This is a genomic window from Variovorax paradoxus EPS (assembly GCF_000184745.1).
Taxonomy (GTDB): domain Bacteria; phylum Pseudomonadota; class Gammaproteobacteria; order Burkholderiales; family Burkholderiaceae_C; genus Variovorax; species Variovorax paradoxus_C.
Genome location: NC_014931.1, coordinates 2,226,659 through 2,240,022, shown reverse-complemented (window position 1 = coordinate 2,240,022; position 13,364 = coordinate 2,226,659). Strand labels below are relative to the sequence as shown.

Below are 13,364 nucleotides of genomic sequence, written 5' to 3'. Positions count from 1 at the left end.
CCGCCCCGCTTTTTTGCCTCCGCTAGAACAGCGCATCCCGCCCGATGCCCGAGCGCGCCAACTGCCGGCGCATCTTGGCCAACGCCTCGTTCTGGATCTGCCTGACGCGCTCGCGCGTGAGGCCCAGGCGCACGCTCAGCACCTCGAGGGTTTCGGGTTCTCGGTCATGCAGGCCATAGCGGCCTTCCAGCACCTCGCGCTCGCGTGCGTCGAGCGCGTGGATCCACTGGTCGAGCAGACGCTCCACCTCGTGCGCCTGGGTCACGCCGCTCGGATTGCCCTGCTCATCGTCGGATGCCACCGTGTCGGCGAGCGTGAAGCCCTCGTCCCCGCGCGCATCGCCAGCGTCCAGAGAGCGCGGCGCTTCGGAAAGGGCCAGCAGGTCGGCCACCTCCTGCACGTCGCGGCCGAGCAGCGCTGCGATGTCTTCCACGCGCACGCCGTCGGGGCGGCGTGCAACGAACTCCGCATCGCCTTCGAGGGCACGGCGCGCGCGCAGCACCTGCTGCAGTTCGCGCACCACGTGCACCGGCAGGCGAATCGCGCGCGCCTGCGTCATGACTGCGCGTTCGACCGACTGGCGAATCCACCAGGTCGCATAGGTGGAGAAGCGAAAACCGCGCTCGGGCTCGAACTTGGTGATGGCATGCATCAGTCCGAGATTGCCCTCTTCGATGAGGTCCGAGAGCGGCACGCCGCGGCCGAGATACCCCTTGGCAATGTTGACCACGAGCCGAAGGTTGTGCTCGATCATCGATTGCCGCGCCGCGAAGTCGCCTGACCGCGCAGCGCAGGCGGCCTGGAATTCCTCGTCGGGGGTGAAGAGCTCGGTGCGCCGGACCTGGCGCAGGTAGATGGTCAGCGCGTCAGCGCCTTCGCCACCGATCAGCTCGGCCTTGGCGCCGCGTGGCAGCGCCGCGTTGAGCTCTACAGGGTCGGCCGGAATATTCTCGTCGGGCGAGATTTCCTTGTCGCCGGAAGACCTGCCACCTCTGCCCGCCAGCCCGCGCACAGGCAGCGTGCGACGGGGGCGGGAGGCAGCCATGGCATCACCGACCGGGCAGGTAGCGTGACGGGTCGACGGGCTTGCCCTGGCGGCGGATCTCGAAATGCAGCTTCACGCGATCCGCGTCGCTGTTGCCCATTTCGGCGATCTTCTGGCCCTTCTGAACCGACTGGTCTTCCTTCACGAGCAGCGCCTGGTTGTGCGCATAGGCCGTGAGGTATGTGTTGTTGTGCTTCAGGATGATCAGGTTGCCGTAGCCGCGAAGGCCCGCGCCCGCATAAACCACACGACCGTCGGCTGCGGCCAGCACGGGATCGCCCGCCTTGCCGCTGATGTCGTAACCCTTGTTCTTTGCTTCATCGAAGCCGGCGATCAGCGAACCGCTCGCGGGCCAGATCCAGCCGAGGTCTTCGTCGCCCGAACTTCCGCTGCCAGGGCTTGCCGGAGAAGCCGTGACAGGCGTGGCCGGCTTCACCGGCGTGCTTGCGCCGCCGGCTGGAACAGGTGCAATCACCGGGGGCGGCGTCACCGGCTTGGTGACGGCGCCTTCCGAACCCGAGACTGCGGGAGCGGTTGCAACGGCCGTGCCCGAACCCGACGGCGGAATCACGCGCAGCACCTGGCCCACTTCGATCAGGTCGGGGTTGTCCAGATTGTTCCAGCGGGCAATGTCCTGCCAGCGTTGTCCGGTGTCGCTGCCGATGCGGCGGATCGTGTCGCCGGGTCGCACGGCGTAGTAGCCCGGCTTGCCGTAGTTCTCGATGCCCTGGAGCGGCTTGCCGTTGGCATCGACGGTGATGGGAGAACCACCCGGCGTGGCACCGGGCGCTCGCGACATGGTGCCGCGGTCCTCGACGGGTGCCGGCCCGCGCGGTGCGGAGCAGCCCGCGATCACGAGCACAACGGCCAACGTGATGCCCGCGAACAAACTCCGATTGCCAAAACCCTGCATTTGTTATTCCTTCAAGCGATGCCCGATTTTAGGGGGACAAAGTGAACCGCCTCAAGAATGAGACGCTCCAGTCCGCGGGCGGTTTTGTCGATGACGACGAGGGCTTGTCCGCCCTTGTCCGAATGGGTCGGCGCAACGATGCGCCCGCCGACCGCGAGTTGTGAAATCCAGGCTTCCGGAACGGCTTCGCCGCCCGCCGCCGCGATGATGCCCGCATAGGGCGCGCCCTTGGCATAGCCGATCATTCCGTCGCCCAGCATCAGGTGCACCGTGGCCAGCCGGAAGTGCCGCAGGTTCGTGCGCGCACGCTCGTGCAGGCCGCGCAGGCGCTCGATGCTGTAGACCTCGGTCGCCACGTGGTTCAGCACAGCGGCCTGGTAGCCGCAGCCGGTGCCGATCTCGAGCACGCGGCCAAGCCGGTCCTGCGGCTTGCCGGCCAACGCGGGCGCAGCGAGCAGGAGCTCGATCATTCGGGCCACCACGCTCGGCTTGGAGATCGTCTGCCCCAGGCCGATCGGCAAGCTGGTGTCTTCGTACGCCTGGTTGACCAGCGCGCTGTCGACGAAGCGATGCCGCTCGACGGCGCTCATTGCGCGCAACACGCGCGGGTCGGAAATGCCCTGCGCCGCGAGCTTCTGCACCATGCGCGCGCGCACCGCGTCGGAGGCCATCGAAGGCGTGGACGGCACCATCGGCTTGGCCGGCACGGCGGGCATGCGCCCGCGCGTGGCAGCCGAAGCGGTGGGGGTCAGTCGAACCGGGAAACTCGGCCGTTGCGTGGCCATGTCAATTGCCGAGACGGGCCACCGTCTCGCGCCATTGGCCCAGGTTGGCGTGGTCGGTCAGGTCGATCTGCAATGGCGTGAGGGCAATGTGGCCGGCGGCGGTGGCGTGAAAGTCGGTGCCTTCGCCGCTGTCCTTGGCGCTGCCCGCGCCGGCAATCCAGTACATCGTCTCGCCGCGCGGGCTGTCCTGCGTGATGACCTTCTCCGCCGCATGACGCCGACCGAGGCGACAGACCTTGACCGGCTTCAGCTCGTCGAAGGGCCGGTTCGGCACGTTCACGTTGAGCAGGAAGGCCGGGCCGCCGATCATCTTTTCGCGCTCGATCTGCTGCACCAGTCGACGCGCGACTTGCGCTGCCGCATCCACATGCGCCCAACCCTTTTCGATCTGCGAGAAAGCAATCGCTGGAATGCCGAAGAGATACGCCTCCATGGCCGCGCCGACAGTGCCTGAATAGATGGTGTCGTCGCCCATGTTGGCGCCGTTGTTGATGCCGGAGACCACCAGGTCGGGCCGGTAGTCGAGCAGGCCCTTGAGTGCGATGTGCACGCAATCGGCCGGTGTGCCGGTGACGTAGCGAAAACCGTTGTGCGCCTTGTGCACGTAGAGCGGTGCGGCCAGCGTGAGTGCGTTCGACTTGGCGCTGTTGTTGTGTTCGGGTGCGACCACCTCGACGTCGGCGATGTCCTTGAGCGCGTCGTGCAGTGCGACGATGCCCGGCGCCTGGAAGCCGTCGTCATTGGAAATAAGTATCTTCATGGTGCTTTTCGGTGCACCGGATTGTAGGCGTCGGGTGCGTCGCAGCAGGGACAAGGACGCCCTGCCGCGGCACCTATCATGCCCGCAGTCATTGCCTCAACATTACCCATCCGAAGGAGACCCGAGCATGCACGCATGGCTTTGCGAAAACCCCGTTGGCGTCGACGCGCTCACCTGGAAAGAACTGCCGACACCCACGCCGGGCCCCGGGCAGGTGCTCATCGAGATCAAGGCCGCCAGCCTGAATTTCCCCGACCTGCTGATCGTGCAGAACAAGTACCAGATGAAGCCGCCCCTGCCCTTTGTTCCCGGTTCGGAATACGCGGGCGTCATCCAGGCGGTCGGCGAAGGCGTGACGCACTTGAAGGTGGGCCAGAACGTGGCGTGCCTGTCCGGCACCGGTGGTTTCGGCACCCACACGCTGGCCCCCGCGGCGCTGTGCATGCCGCTGCCCGAGGGCTTCGGCCATGTCGACGCGGCCGCGTTCATCATGATCTACGCCACATCGTGGCACGCGCTCATGGACCGCGCGCAGCTCAAGGCCGGGGAAACCGTGCTGGTGCTGGGTGCGGCAGGCGGCGTGGGGACCGCAGCCATCCAGATTGCAAAAGCCGCCGGTGCAAAAGTGATTGCAGCCGCTTCGACCGATGAGAAATGTGAACTCTGCCGGTCCATTGGCGCCGATGCGACGATCAACTACACGACGCACGCATTGCCCAACGGTTTTCGCGATGCCATCAAGGCCGCCACCGACGGCAAGGGCCCGGATGTCATTTACGACCCCGTGGGCGGCGATTTTGCAGAGCCCGCTTTTCGTTCCATTGGCTGGCGCGGCCGCTATTTGGTCGTGGGTTTTGCGTCGGGTCCCATTCCGTCGCTGCCATTGAATCTGACGCTGTTGAAAGGCGCATCGCTCGTGGGCGTGTTCTGGGGCGATTTCGCCAGGCGCGAACCAAAGGCCAATGCGCAGATGATGGCCGAATTGGCACAGTGGTACGGCCAGGGAAAGATCAAGCCGGTGATCGACAGCACGATGCCGATGGCCGAATTGAAGGCCGCATACGCGCACATGGGTTCGCGCGGCGTCAAAGGAAAACTGGTGATGGTGAACTGAGCAGCACTCGTTTCAGCCGCCCAATAAAAAAGCCCGCTCATGCGGGCTTTTTTATTGATAAAAGTTCGGCGATTCGCAGTGCTTACTTGATCTCGTAATCAGAAAGCGACTTGCCGGCAGCCAATGCTTCGGTCACCCAGCGCGGCTTGCGGCCACGGCCACCGGACCAGGTTTCGCCGGTCGGGCCGCGGTATTTGGCGGCTGCCTTGGGTGCTGCGGCACCTGCACTGCGTTTGACGGCTGCACCGCGGCCGCCGAGTTTCAGGTCGGAAGCGGTCAAACCGAATTCCGCGATCTTCTTGCGCAACTCTTCGATCACGCCCGCGCGTTCTTGGTTACGGAGGTCTTCAGCCTGCTTCCGCAATTGAGCAATCTGCTCGTCGTGCTTCTTGATCTGGGAATTGATATCGGCGAGGGTCGAAGCCATTGTTGGACTCCTGTAAATTGAAAACGGGTGGATTTTAATTCAGTTTGCATTTGTCACAAGCCCATTGGCGCTAGAAAAATTGACTGCTCAACGGGTTAATGCAACAGCGCGCAACGTAAAGCGGGTCGCTTTGGCTCTGTATATCGAGGAGAACTAGGGGGAGAAGTCGGCGGGCAACTGTTGCAACGAACAGAGCGCCGGAAATGACAACGCCGGGTAAACCCGGCGTTGGAATCCCTTGAATGCCATTGCGAAATAGCGACAGGGAGATATTTTTTGGGGTGGCTGATGGGACTCGAACCCACGACGACCAGAATCACAATCTGTGGCGTCGAGCCAACATCCATGCGGGTTGCAGCGGCGTTCGTGGGAAGTTTAGCCGATTTTCGCGTTCGATCTGGTGCGGCCTGCGCCGTGGCCGTTCCCAGCTCTATGCTACTTTGTAAGCCGCTCAACAGCCTTTTGCTGCTGATCGATTGCTTTTTCCAGCTCGACGATCAATTTCTGCAGAGCCTTCACCCACTTGGCGTCGGCGAGGGCCTTCTTCCGAAATGACTTTCCAAGCGCCTTCCCCTCGGCGCGAGAAATTCCAGCGGAGACGACTTACATCCACTCAGTTCCAAGTGAACCACGAAGCCAGGCGGAACATCCTGAATCGCTACAGCAGGGAAACCGGTGAAGACGTGTCCATTTACGTGCAAATCATGCAGCACGGCGACTGCGATCGCGCCTGACACGTCGTTGGTGCTGAAGCCATCGCCCGAGTAATAAGTGCTCATCTTGCCTCCAATTTTGAAGCGTCGATTATCTGGCCGGCGCCACGAATAGGCCGCGCCCTTGTACGCGAGACGTGCGGGACCTAGTATTTCGCTCATGCGGAAGCCCAACATAGACATCGAAATCAAATTGAGGCCGAGCGCGACATCATGAAGCGCGAATCCACAAAATCGCCGCTTCGCCGCATCGCGGTCTACGTCAACGAGCCCGAGCCCAACTGGTTCGCATGGGCACTCGCTGAGGCCGACAAAGGCGCATCGAATTGGGCGCAGATCGCGAGCGCCGACGAGTGGGTGGGCAGCTACAAGGAAGCGATGGCTGCCGGCCTGCTGGTGCTACAGCAAATGATCGACGACCTGGACATCGGCCCGCGCGACGAGCCACCGGCGGCCGCAAAGAAACCCAAGGGCAGCCCGTTCGGTTTCGGGTTCGGCACGAACCTGACATGACTGCGCTATGGCAACTAAAGTCATGAACGCCAAGGAGCGACGGCTGTTCGACCTGCTTCCCGCCTGGACGCTGGATCGGCATCTACACGGGGAATTGCGCGGCCGAGGGTCCTGCACGTAGGAGAGCCGCTGTCAGAAAAAGGCGGAAAACCGGCATGGTTCCGCACTCGCGGCCCTGTCATCTTGGTTTTGCGACGGGCTGTTCCGCGCGCTAACCTGGAGACCCAAATGACCGACGACACGAAGAAGACCGGGCTGGACCGCAAGCTGATCGCCATGCATGAGCCTCACGAAGTGCGCTCGTGGATGGAATCGCTCGGGTGCACGGAGACGCAGCTGCGCGACGCCGTGAAGGCAGTCGGCAATTCGGCCGAAGCCGTGCGCGAGTACTTGGCCGGGAAACGCTGATGAGCCACATCAGGCGAATCTCTGTCCACGTCGACGAGCCAGATCCCGGGCACTTTTACTGGGTGCTCATGGAGGAAGGCGGCGATGCGAGCCAGTGGGTCGAGCTCGAGTCAGCGGATGAGCCCTGCGACATGTGGCTCGATGCTCTGCAGGCTGGTATGCGCGCTCTTGAGGGCTACGCACCTGATGAGCGCATCGGGCCCCGCTCGAAAGGCGACGACGAAGATGGCGCCGCGGTCGGTATACCGACGCGGTGAGCATCATGGCGCTCTACGCTCTGTTGCGCGTTTGGCGGAGGTTCGGTTGGTACGTCCGGCGAGGCCCCCTCGCTTAGGCGCCCATCAACCTGCACTCGTTGGCCCGCGGAGTCTACTAAGTTCTGCTCTGCCCATTGGCGTGATGCGAAGGATCACGGCCCCCTTGCCGGCAGGATCTCCAGGTTCGGGCAGGTTGGCTTCGACCAGCTGTGCAGCGGCTAGGACTGCTGCGCACTGGATGTCGGCTTCCTCATTGATGTGCAGGGGAAACGACGCATCCTCGATGCGTTGCAAAAAGTTCATCGGCATCGCCGCCCGCCTCCGTTATGGGTCTAGACATCGGAGATGTTACTTCGGCTGGTGCGCGGTTCACGCGCGAATCGATTCAGCCGCATGGTCATACCAACACGTCCAAGGTCCACTGGCCAGGCCTCGGGAGTTGTCCCCATCCCTCGCAGCAAGCTGCAAGAGCCGCCTTTCTCGCCTGCGCCAAGGCAAACGCCGCGCCCACCGCGCCGGGGCGGGGCTTGGCGCTCCGTCCCAATGAATCGTCAAAGCTCTCAAGCTCATGCAGGCCCCACGCACCTTGCACATCGGTCACGCCCGCCGCGTCCAAGACTGCCTGCGCGGCCCGAAGGCCCTTCGCGATTTCTTCCGGGTTGGCACCCGGGACCTTCAGCACCATCGTCATAGGCAGTCCTTGTCGCACGCAGTTTTGTGAGTCGCATTGAGGCGTCAGAACGGCAGTTCCTCTTCCTCATCATTCATTCGCTTCTTCCCGGCAGGCTTCACATCGACCGGCGCCGGCGCTGCGATCATCCGATCTGCCGGTATGAGTTCGACCATCTCCCGCGCTTCTTCAGGCGTGCAGGTCAGCCAGCGGTCGAAGTCGTGCTCCTCGATCGCAACGACCGAGCGCTTGTCCTGCACCTCCAGCGGCTTCTTCGTCGTCTTGTCGATCTCGGGCTTGTGCATGCGCGACATGATCGGATGCAGGTTGGCGTTCAGGGTGAGCATTGTGTAGCTCTCCCACATGATCTCAGTCTCGTAGTCCAGCCAGTTGCTCCACAGGCCGGCCAAGCCCCAGAGGCGACCATCCGCACGGCCGAAGCGCCACCACTCGTTCTTGCCGGATTCCCAGTTCGGCTCATCGAAATTCACCGCAGGGATGATGCAGCGCCGCCCGTGCGCCCATGCATCCTTGAACGCCGGCTTCTTCTCGATGCCGGCGAAGCGCGCGTTGAACGTCGAGAGGAGGATTCCTTTGGTGTCGCCCTTGCGCGGCTTGGTCTGGGGGATGTGATTGGGCGAGAACGCGGGTATCAGCCCCCACTGCCCGACCACCAGCTCGCGCTCGTACTCGGTCACGTCTCGCGCCCGACGCATGAACGGCCCCATGTACAGCGGCCGCATGCTGCGAACCCACCGCTCCGGCGTACGTGCGCCGATGTGCCAGGCCGCCTCGATCTCGCGATCCTCGGGGGAAATGTAACGAGTACACATGGCCTCATTTTGCGCTCGGAGACCCATTGACGGCTGAAAACCCCAGGAAGATACTGTTTATCCATCCAGTACTTTTAGGAGATCGACATGGTCGTCAACATCATCACCCCTCTGGACCTCGAAGAGGATCGCCCCCCCCCAGACGCCGCCTCGACCTGGGCCATGGCGTTCGCCGACGCATGGCACGAGATCGCCGATGGCAAAGCCGACATGGAGTACCTGTTTGAGCAAGGGTGCGAGCTGTTCAAGGTCCACGGCAACACCGCCCCAGCCGAATACGCGCAGCAGCACTTCAACGAGGCCGAAGAGCGCTTCCAAAGTCAAGGACAAAGGGTGCGCGATCCGTTGGGCGCCTTCACGGCCCTGGCCGCCGAGCACGGCATCATCAAAGCCGGCGACAAGCTCGATCAGAACCTGGTCGACTACGCCTACGGTGTGGTGGCCCTCTGCGCCAAAATCGGCGACGGCTACGGCGACCCGGACTTCCAGAACGCGGGCGAGCACATCCGAGCGGTGTATGGACCTATCCCGGGTTGAGGACGCGTGAGGTGAATCGTGGCCAAAGTGGTGCTCTTGCGCGAACGCGGCTCGTGGCGGTCGCGCAGCCAGGTTCTTGGCTCGCCGCACTTTGTCGGCGAAGTGATCTATGGGGCGGCCAATCGCGAGCATTGGGGACCGACAAAGCACGCCCGCTTGATCGATCCGGGCGCCCCCCAAATAGATATTGTGAAACCCCTGCAGTACGCGAAGTGGCTAGAGACGCGAGAGGGCGGCGCCTTCATCAGGGGAGTGGAGTTTCACCACCGCGGCGTGAAGAGCAAGCCTGAACCGAAGTACCAGATGTGGTGGTGCATGTTCGACCTCGAGCGTGCTCTCGCCGCGCTTGCACGCATGGACGCGCGCAGTTCCTCAGGCTTCCACACAAACGACGATGACTACCCCTGGTGACGGGGATTTCGTAGGTACAACCATGACCCAAGCTGAACTGTTTCATCCACGGCCGGCGGCGCCGGCACCTGTCCTTCCTTCGCCACAAAACCTCGCAGAAGATGACGCACCGTTTGTCTTCGAGGACACCGAGCCGGTGTATCGGGTCGCGTACACCGTGCGCCTGCTCGACTACCCCGCTGTCGACGAAGCACTCAGGGGTGCTGAGCAGCGCTTCCGGCGCGAGCTCGACCGCCAGCTCGGCGCCGACGTGGTGCCGGCGCTGCGCGCCTTCCAGAACGCCAGCGAATCCGGCGAAGCGGACCTCACGAAGGCCGAGATCGCGCTGGCCATGCGCTGGGCCAAGGCCTACGACGCTGCACGCACGGCCGGCTTCCGCGACATGGGAGACACCCAGGAGGCGTACTTCGAGGTTGGCCCGGTCTAAACGCGTTCGCGGTCTCGAAGCAGGAAGCGCGGAAACCCAGTCCGCCTTCGGTCGCGACCGCGCTCGATCCCGAATCTCGTCTTGTCATCACCTGCCCGCCACCGTTGTTGCAGGCAATTTTTATAACTTTGCTTGCATTTGTGTTTTTTGCAGGTATATTTCAGCCTTCTTTTAAAGAAAGGCTTCAAATGTCCACCGCCAAGAAGACACCAGGTCGCGCAGCAGGCGGGCTCGCCCGAGCGGCTGCTCTTTCTGAGGAGCGCAAGCGCGAAATTTCCAAGAAGGGCCATCTGGCCAAGCAGCAGGCCGCACTCGCCCTCCGGGCGACTCACGGTTCCGATGAGAAGCCGCTCACGATCGGCGACGTAGAGATTCCGTGCTACGTGCTTGAAGATGAAACACGCGTGCTCTCACAACGCGGCCTTCTTGCGGGCCTTGGTCTTCCGCGCGGCTCGACACCATCGGGCGAAGACCAGTTGACCGTCTTGGCCAACGCCTTGCTGGCGCAAAAGCTGATCACCCCGGACCTCGCACTGATTCTGAAGAAGCCCATCGTGTTCCGTCCGAAGCACGGGGGACGCCCTGCCCACGGCTATCCGGCAACCGTTTTGGCAGATCTCTGCGAAGCGATCCTGGCTGCTCGCGCTTCGGGCCAACTTGTCGGCGAACGTCAGCAAATGATCGCTAAGCAATGCGAGATTCTGGTGCGTGGATTCGCACGTGTTGGCATCATCGCGTTGGTCGACGAGGCTACGGGCTATCAGGCCGATCGTGCACGCGACGCGCTTGCCAAGATTCTTGAAGCGTTTGTGGCCCAGGAAATCCAGCCCTATGTTCAAACTTTTCCTATCGAGTACTACAAGGAACTGTTTCGCCTTCGCGGTCTCCCCTTCTCGACCGACTCGGTTAAGCGCCCGCAGTACTTCGGCGTCCTGACCAACGACATCGTCTACAAACGCTTGGCACCTGGCGTTCTCGAAGAGTTGCAACGCGTGACCCCACGGAACGAGGATGGTCGCCCGAAAGCGAAGTACTTTCAGAGCCTCACGGGAAATCTGGGCTATCCCAAGCTCCAGCAGCACCTTGGCAAGGTCATCGCCACCATGTCGTTCAGCGAGAACTACGATGAGTTCAAGGTGAAGCTCGACAAGATCGCGCCACGAATGGACAAACCCACGGGGCCGGAACAAGAAGACACGGGCAAGGGCATCTGACGCCCCAAACCCAAAAGCCGCCTTCGGGCGGCTTTTTCATGGGCGGTCGTCGCGCCAAAAAAGTCGACACGTTCTGTCAACGGGCGGAAAAGTGACCCGTTGCATCGCATCCCCTCCGGCGCCAACGCCACCGCTACCGGCGAACCATCTAAAGATGTGGGAACGGTAGTCCCTGGTTGTCCTCATGTGCAGATAACCTGACGCCGGGACGCCCAGATCATCGACTGGAATGCCGGCGGCTCGGAGCGCCGTCAGTTCTGCGTCGGGGGCGGTCGCGGACGGCAGCTTCAAGGTCACCGTCGCCTTGTGATAACTAGCCTTACCCATCAAGGCTCCTACGGGTGTTTTTTGGCGTGCCAGTAAAACCCGGGAGTTCGCTTCGCGCAATACGGCTTTCGCATGGGGTCGCCGCCAAAAAATCTGGGACTACCGGTTGCGTCCGGGGCTGCGGATGGGGTGATCGCCAACCTCGAGCCCTTCCGCGGCGCCGAACCGGACTTTGGCACGGTGTTTGAGGTGGGCGGGGCAACCGCGCTGGGCCTGCCCGTGGTTGCGTACGGCGCCGAGGGCGTTGGGAAGATACTGGCCAACGCGGCCACCTTCGTGCCCACGGCCGAGGAAGCGTTGCCGGCGTTGGCCAAGCAGCTTGGAGCGGCCCGCTGAGCCTGCGGCGCGGCCGGTACGATCAGGCGATGGCAACCCTGTATCTCACGATGACCGAAAAGCTCTCCGCGCACTGGAGGGCCAACAGCAACACCTACCCGAAGAAATTCGTTCTGACGCCAGCGCAACGCGCCGAGTACAACGAATCTCGTCTGATGTGCGGAGCTGACCCGAAGACCATCAGCGAGCCCAAGCACATGGGCGTGCCGATCGAGGTCACTGAGAACACCCCGGGAGTGATGATCGCGGCCGATGGCGGCGAAGTGCCGCTGCAAGCCTAGTTATTTGGACTCGGTCGCGTCGGCGTGCCGCTCACAGGTGGTGCCGGCGGCACCCCTTTCATCAGCGATCCGCGCCAGTTCTCCCGCTCGAGCGTCAGCCCGGCCGAACAGGTCGGCAAGCAGATCGAGGGGGTCGGCGGCTGCCGCCCCTCCTTCGGCAGGGGTGGGCGCTGTGCTGGCTGTACGGACTGCGGCACGGAAGGCTGCGAGTTGTGTGCGCAACCGGCGCTCAGCATCTGCAGCGGAAGCAGCATCAGCACGAGCAGCGGCAATCTGTTTTTGGCCATCTTGAATCACTCCATCGACGCGGGCGCGCCAGGTCTGTTCGGTATTGCGGGCCGCTCGCTCGGCCAGGCGGCCGGACTCCGCCTGCGTGGCGCGGAACTCGGCAAGATCCTTTCGCGCTGTGGAGGCTTCAGCGCGAGCACTGGCGGCGCGTGTGCGCTCGACGCCTGCCGTCAGCAGTGCTCCGGCGAGACCCAGGCAGAGGGCCCAGAGCATGGGGGTTCGTAGGTCGGGCAGCATGACTCCTCCTACTGCGCGGCAATGCAGGCCTGATGCCGCGCCTGCTGTCGCAACCAAACGCCCTTGCAGCCAGTCGGGCCCCAGTTCTGCGGCAGCTTGCAATCGCGGCCTGCTTGAAAGCGCCAGTTGAGCAGCGCGTCGCACGCCGCGCGCGGCCGCCCGGCGAGCAGCTCGCGCCGCATACTGGAGCCCAACCAGTTGGGCATGCCGTACTGGCCAACGAAGTCCATGTAGAGGTCGAACTCCTCCTGGGTGAGCAGCACACCCGGCAGCGAGGCAGCGAAGCGCCGCTCTTCGGAGCGGTTCAGATTGCGCGCGAGCTCCTCGGCGCGCCGGCGCGTGATCGCCGGATCTGTCAGCGTCACGCGCGTACCGTCTTCGTAGCGGGTCGATCCATGACCGATCGTTGGAACATCCCCTTGGGTGGGGATGTAGGGCTTCAGCACCTCGGCGCCGTCCGCACGGACTGCAACAGGGCCGGTGCCCTCGTGCTGCACCCACGCAGCGAAACCAGCTGCCGATAAGGTGAGGGCGGCAACCGCGATGCGCACGCCCTTCATCAGTCGTCCCTGCCCAGCTCGCCGAGGTCGGTGTCCGATCTCATGCCGCGGCGCAAGCGCGCAACGCGCAGCTCATGCTCGACCAGTTGCCGACGGTTGGCCTCGCGCTTGTAGTACCACGCCAGCACCAGGCCGCCGATGGCTACGAGCGCGCCGACCAGCCCAAAAAACTCGTTGGAAAGGAACCAGCCCACACCGGTCATGCCGACGCCGGTCACGGATGCTTTCCCGCCGACGGCGGCCAGGGTGTCGATAGTTTCGTTTCGCATGAGCCTGGATGATTCCGGGCCCTGCCTGACCTGTGAAAC

The 13,364-nt window shown here is 63.3% G+C and carries 20 protein-coding genes; 10 read left to right on the top strand and 10 right to left on the bottom strand.

Features of this window, described 5'->3' with window-relative positions; translation table 11 throughout:
* Positions 1-22: 22 nt before the first annotated feature.
* The 4 genes from VARPA_RS10295 to surE are packed head-to-tail and all read right to left on the bottom strand — an operon-like array spanning position 23 to position 3,503.
* Positions 23-1,045 carry a sigma-70 family RNA polymerase sigma factor gene (locus tag VARPA_RS10295; RefSeq protein ID WP_013540496.1) on the bottom strand — a complete coding sequence of 341 codons (1,023 nt, stop codon included), beginning with the start codon at positions 1,043-1,045 and terminating at the stop codon, positions 23-25.
* A gap of 4 nt (positions 1,046-1,049) precedes the next feature.
* A complete protein-coding gene (locus tag VARPA_RS10290) occupies positions 1,050-1,958 on the bottom strand; it encodes a peptidoglycan DD-metalloendopeptidase family protein (protein ID WP_013540495.1) in 909 nt (302 codons plus the stop codon).
* Positions 1,959-1,969: 11 nt separating this feature from the next.
* A complete protein-coding gene (locus VARPA_RS10285; protein ID WP_013540494.1) occupies positions 1,970-2,743 on the bottom strand; it encodes a protein-L-isoaspartate(D-aspartate) O-methyltransferase in 774 nt (257 codons plus the stop codon).
* 1 nt (position 2,744) lies between these two features.
* Complete coding sequence (gene surE / locus VARPA_RS10280) at positions 2,745-3,503, bottom strand: 5'/3'-nucleotidase SurE (RefSeq protein WP_013540493.1); 759 nt, start codon at positions 3,501-3,503, stop codon at positions 2,745-2,747.
* A 127-nt stretch (positions 3,504-3,630) separates the two neighbouring features.
* Between surE and VARPA_RS10275 the strand changes: the two genes are divergently transcribed.
* Entirely contained in the window at positions 3,631-4,617 is a 987-nt protein-coding gene (locus VARPA_RS10275) for an NADPH:quinone oxidoreductase family protein (RefSeq protein WP_013540492.1), read from the top strand.
* Positions 4,618-4,699: 82 nt separating this feature from the next.
* Here VARPA_RS10275 and VARPA_RS10270 read toward each other — a convergent pair whose 3' ends face one another.
* Positions 4,700-5,044, bottom strand: coding sequence for an H-NS family nucleoid-associated regulatory protein (locus VARPA_RS10270; protein ID WP_013540491.1), 345 nt, complete (start codon positions 5,042-5,044; stop codon positions 4,700-4,702).
* A gap of 926 nt (positions 5,045-5,970) precedes the next feature.
* On the opposite strand from VARPA_RS10270, the gene VARPA_RS10265 reads away from it, so the two are divergent.
* From VARPA_RS10265 to VARPA_RS10255, 3 genes are all read left to right on the top strand, one after another.
* Positions 5,971-6,270, top strand: a complete 300-nt coding sequence (locus tag VARPA_RS10265) for a hypothetical protein (RefSeq protein WP_013540490.1) — start codon at positions 5,971-5,973, stop codon at positions 6,268-6,270.
* 228 nt (positions 6,271-6,498) lie between these two features.
* The gene (locus VARPA_RS10260) at positions 6,499-6,678 is read left to right on the top strand and encodes a DUF3606 domain-containing protein (RefSeq protein ID WP_013540489.1); all 180 of its coding nucleotides are present in this window, start codon (positions 6,499-6,501) and stop codon (positions 6,676-6,678) included.
* Positions 6,678-6,935 (top strand): hypothetical protein, encoded by a 258-nt coding sequence (locus tag VARPA_RS10255; RefSeq protein ID WP_013540488.1) that lies wholly within the window; start codon positions 6,678-6,680, stop codon positions 6,933-6,935. The genes VARPA_RS10260 and VARPA_RS10255 overlap by 1 nt, the downstream gene beginning before the upstream one ends.
* A gap of 397 nt (positions 6,936-7,332) precedes the next feature.
* Here the strand turns inward: VARPA_RS10255 and VARPA_RS10250 are convergent, their stop codons facing one another.
* The gene (locus VARPA_RS10250; RefSeq protein ID WP_013540486.1) at positions 7,333-7,626 is read right to left on the bottom strand and encodes a hypothetical protein; all 294 of its coding nucleotides are present in this window, start codon (positions 7,624-7,626) and stop codon (positions 7,333-7,335) included.
* A 44-nt stretch (positions 7,627-7,670) separates the two neighbouring features.
* Complete coding sequence (locus VARPA_RS10245) at positions 7,671-8,438, bottom strand: SOS response-associated peptidase (RefSeq protein WP_013540485.1); 768 nt, start codon at positions 8,436-8,438, stop codon at positions 7,671-7,673.
* Positions 8,439-8,525: 87 nt separating this feature from the next.
* Here VARPA_RS10245 and VARPA_RS10240 point away from each other — a divergent pair, with 87 nt between their 5' ends.
* The 6 genes from VARPA_RS10240 (at position 8,526) to VARPA_RS10215 (ending at position 11,971) form a co-directional block, all read left to right on the top strand.
* Complete coding sequence (locus tag VARPA_RS10240; protein WP_013540484.1) at positions 8,526-8,975, top strand: hypothetical protein; 450 nt, start codon at positions 8,526-8,528, stop codon at positions 8,973-8,975.
* 18 nt (positions 8,976-8,993) lie between these two features.
* Positions 8,994-9,386, top strand: coding sequence for a hypothetical protein (locus tag VARPA_RS31010; RefSeq protein WP_013540483.1), 393 nt, complete (start codon positions 8,994-8,996; stop codon positions 9,384-9,386).
* 22 nt (positions 9,387-9,408) lie between these two features.
* Positions 9,409-9,813, top strand: coding sequence for a hypothetical protein (locus VARPA_RS10230; protein WP_049794387.1), 405 nt, complete (start codon positions 9,409-9,411; stop codon positions 9,811-9,813).
* A 188-nt stretch (positions 9,814-10,001) separates the two neighbouring features.
* Entirely contained in the window at positions 10,002-11,027 is a 1,026-nt protein-coding gene (locus VARPA_RS10225) for a P63C domain-containing protein (RefSeq protein ID WP_013540481.1), read from the top strand.
* Positions 11,028-11,483: 456 nt separating this feature from the next.
* Complete coding sequence (locus VARPA_RS31970) at positions 11,484-11,690, top strand: nucleoside 2-deoxyribosyltransferase (RefSeq protein WP_416367503.1); 207 nt, start codon at positions 11,484-11,486, stop codon at positions 11,688-11,690.
* A gap of 50 nt (positions 11,691-11,740) precedes the next feature.
* Complete coding sequence (locus VARPA_RS10215) at positions 11,741-11,971, top strand: hypothetical protein (RefSeq protein WP_234974991.1); 231 nt, start codon at positions 11,741-11,743, stop codon at positions 11,969-11,971.
* Here the strand turns inward: VARPA_RS10215 and VARPA_RS30165 are convergent, their stop codons facing one another.
* The 3 genes from VARPA_RS30165 to VARPA_RS10200 are packed head-to-tail and all read right to left on the bottom strand — an operon-like array spanning position 11,972 to position 13,325.
* Positions 11,972-12,472, bottom strand: coding sequence for a DUF2514 family protein (locus tag VARPA_RS30165; protein ID WP_080559445.1), 501 nt, complete (start codon positions 12,470-12,472; stop codon positions 11,972-11,974).
* Positions 12,473-12,504: 32 nt separating this feature from the next.
* Positions 12,505-13,056, bottom strand: coding sequence for a glycoside hydrolase family protein (locus VARPA_RS10205; protein ID WP_013540477.1), 552 nt, complete (start codon positions 13,054-13,056; stop codon positions 12,505-12,507).
* Positions 13,056-13,325, bottom strand: coding sequence for a holin (locus VARPA_RS10200; RefSeq protein WP_013540476.1), 270 nt, complete (start codon positions 13,323-13,325; stop codon positions 13,056-13,058). The genes VARPA_RS10205 and VARPA_RS10200 overlap by 1 nt, the downstream gene beginning before the upstream one ends.
* Positions 13,326-13,364: the final 39 nt, after the last annotated feature.

Bases quoted from the DNA above. Each gene is read 5' to 3' on its own strand.
- VARPA_RS10295 (WP_013540496.1), bottom strand. From the start codon at position 1,045: ATGGCTGCCTCCCGCCCCCGTCGCACGCTGCCTGTGCGCGGGCTGGCG.
- VARPA_RS10255 (WP_013540488.1), top strand. From the start codon at position 6,678: ATGAGCCACATCAGGCGAATCTCTGTCCACGTCGACGAGCCAGATCCC.
- VARPA_RS10215 (WP_234974991.1), top strand. From the start codon at position 11,741: ATGACCGAAAAGCTCTCCGCGCACTGGAGGGCCAACAGCAACACCTAC.
- VARPA_RS10285 (WP_013540494.1), bottom strand. From the start codon at position 2,743: ATGGCCACGCAACGGCCGAGTTTCCCGGTTCGACTGACCCCCACCGCT.
- VARPA_RS10230 (WP_049794387.1), top strand. From the start codon at position 9,409: ATGACCCAAGCTGAACTGTTTCATCCACGGCCGGCGGCGCCGGCACCT.
- VARPA_RS10240 (WP_013540484.1), top strand. From the start codon at position 8,526: ATGGTCGTCAACATCATCACCCCTCTGGACCTCGAAGAGGATCGCCCC.
- VARPA_RS10290 (WP_013540495.1), bottom strand. From the start codon at position 1,958: ATGCAGGGTTTTGGCAATCGGAGTTTGTTCGCGGGCATCACGTTGGCC.
- VARPA_RS10250 (WP_013540486.1), bottom strand. From the start codon at position 7,626: ATGACGATGGTGCTGAAGGTCCCGGGTGCCAACCCGGAAGAAATCGCG.
- VARPA_RS10265 (WP_013540490.1), top strand. From the start codon at position 5,971: ATGAAGCGCGAATCCACAAAATCGCCGCTTCGCCGCATCGCGGTCTAC.
- VARPA_RS10200 (WP_013540476.1), bottom strand. From the start codon at position 13,325: ATGCGAAACGAAACTATCGACACCCTGGCCGCCGTCGGCGGGAAAGCA.
- VARPA_RS10275 (WP_013540492.1), top strand. From the start codon at position 3,631: ATGCACGCATGGCTTTGCGAAAACCCCGTTGGCGTCGACGCGCTCACC.
- VARPA_RS10260 (WP_013540489.1), top strand. From the start codon at position 6,499: ATGACCGACGACACGAAGAAGACCGGGCTGGACCGCAAGCTGATCGCC.
- VARPA_RS10270 (WP_013540491.1), bottom strand. From the start codon at position 5,044: ATGGCTTCGACCCTCGCCGATATCAATTCCCAGATCAAGAAGCACGAC.
- VARPA_RS10245 (WP_013540485.1), bottom strand. From the start codon at position 8,438: ATGTGTACTCGTTACATTTCCCCCGAGGATCGCGAGATCGAGGCGGCC.
- surE (WP_013540493.1), bottom strand. From the start codon at position 3,503: ATGAAGATACTTATTTCCAATGACGACGGCTTCCAGGCGCCGGGCATC.
- VARPA_RS30165 (WP_080559445.1), bottom strand. From the start codon at position 12,472: ATGCTCTGGGCCCTCTGCCTGGGTCTCGCCGGAGCACTGCTGACGGCA.
- VARPA_RS10225 (WP_013540481.1), top strand. From the start codon at position 10,002: ATGTCCACCGCCAAGAAGACACCAGGTCGCGCAGCAGGCGGGCTCGCC.
- VARPA_RS10205 (WP_013540477.1), bottom strand. From the start codon at position 13,056: ATGAAGGGCGTGCGCATCGCGGTTGCCGCCCTCACCTTATCGGCAGCT.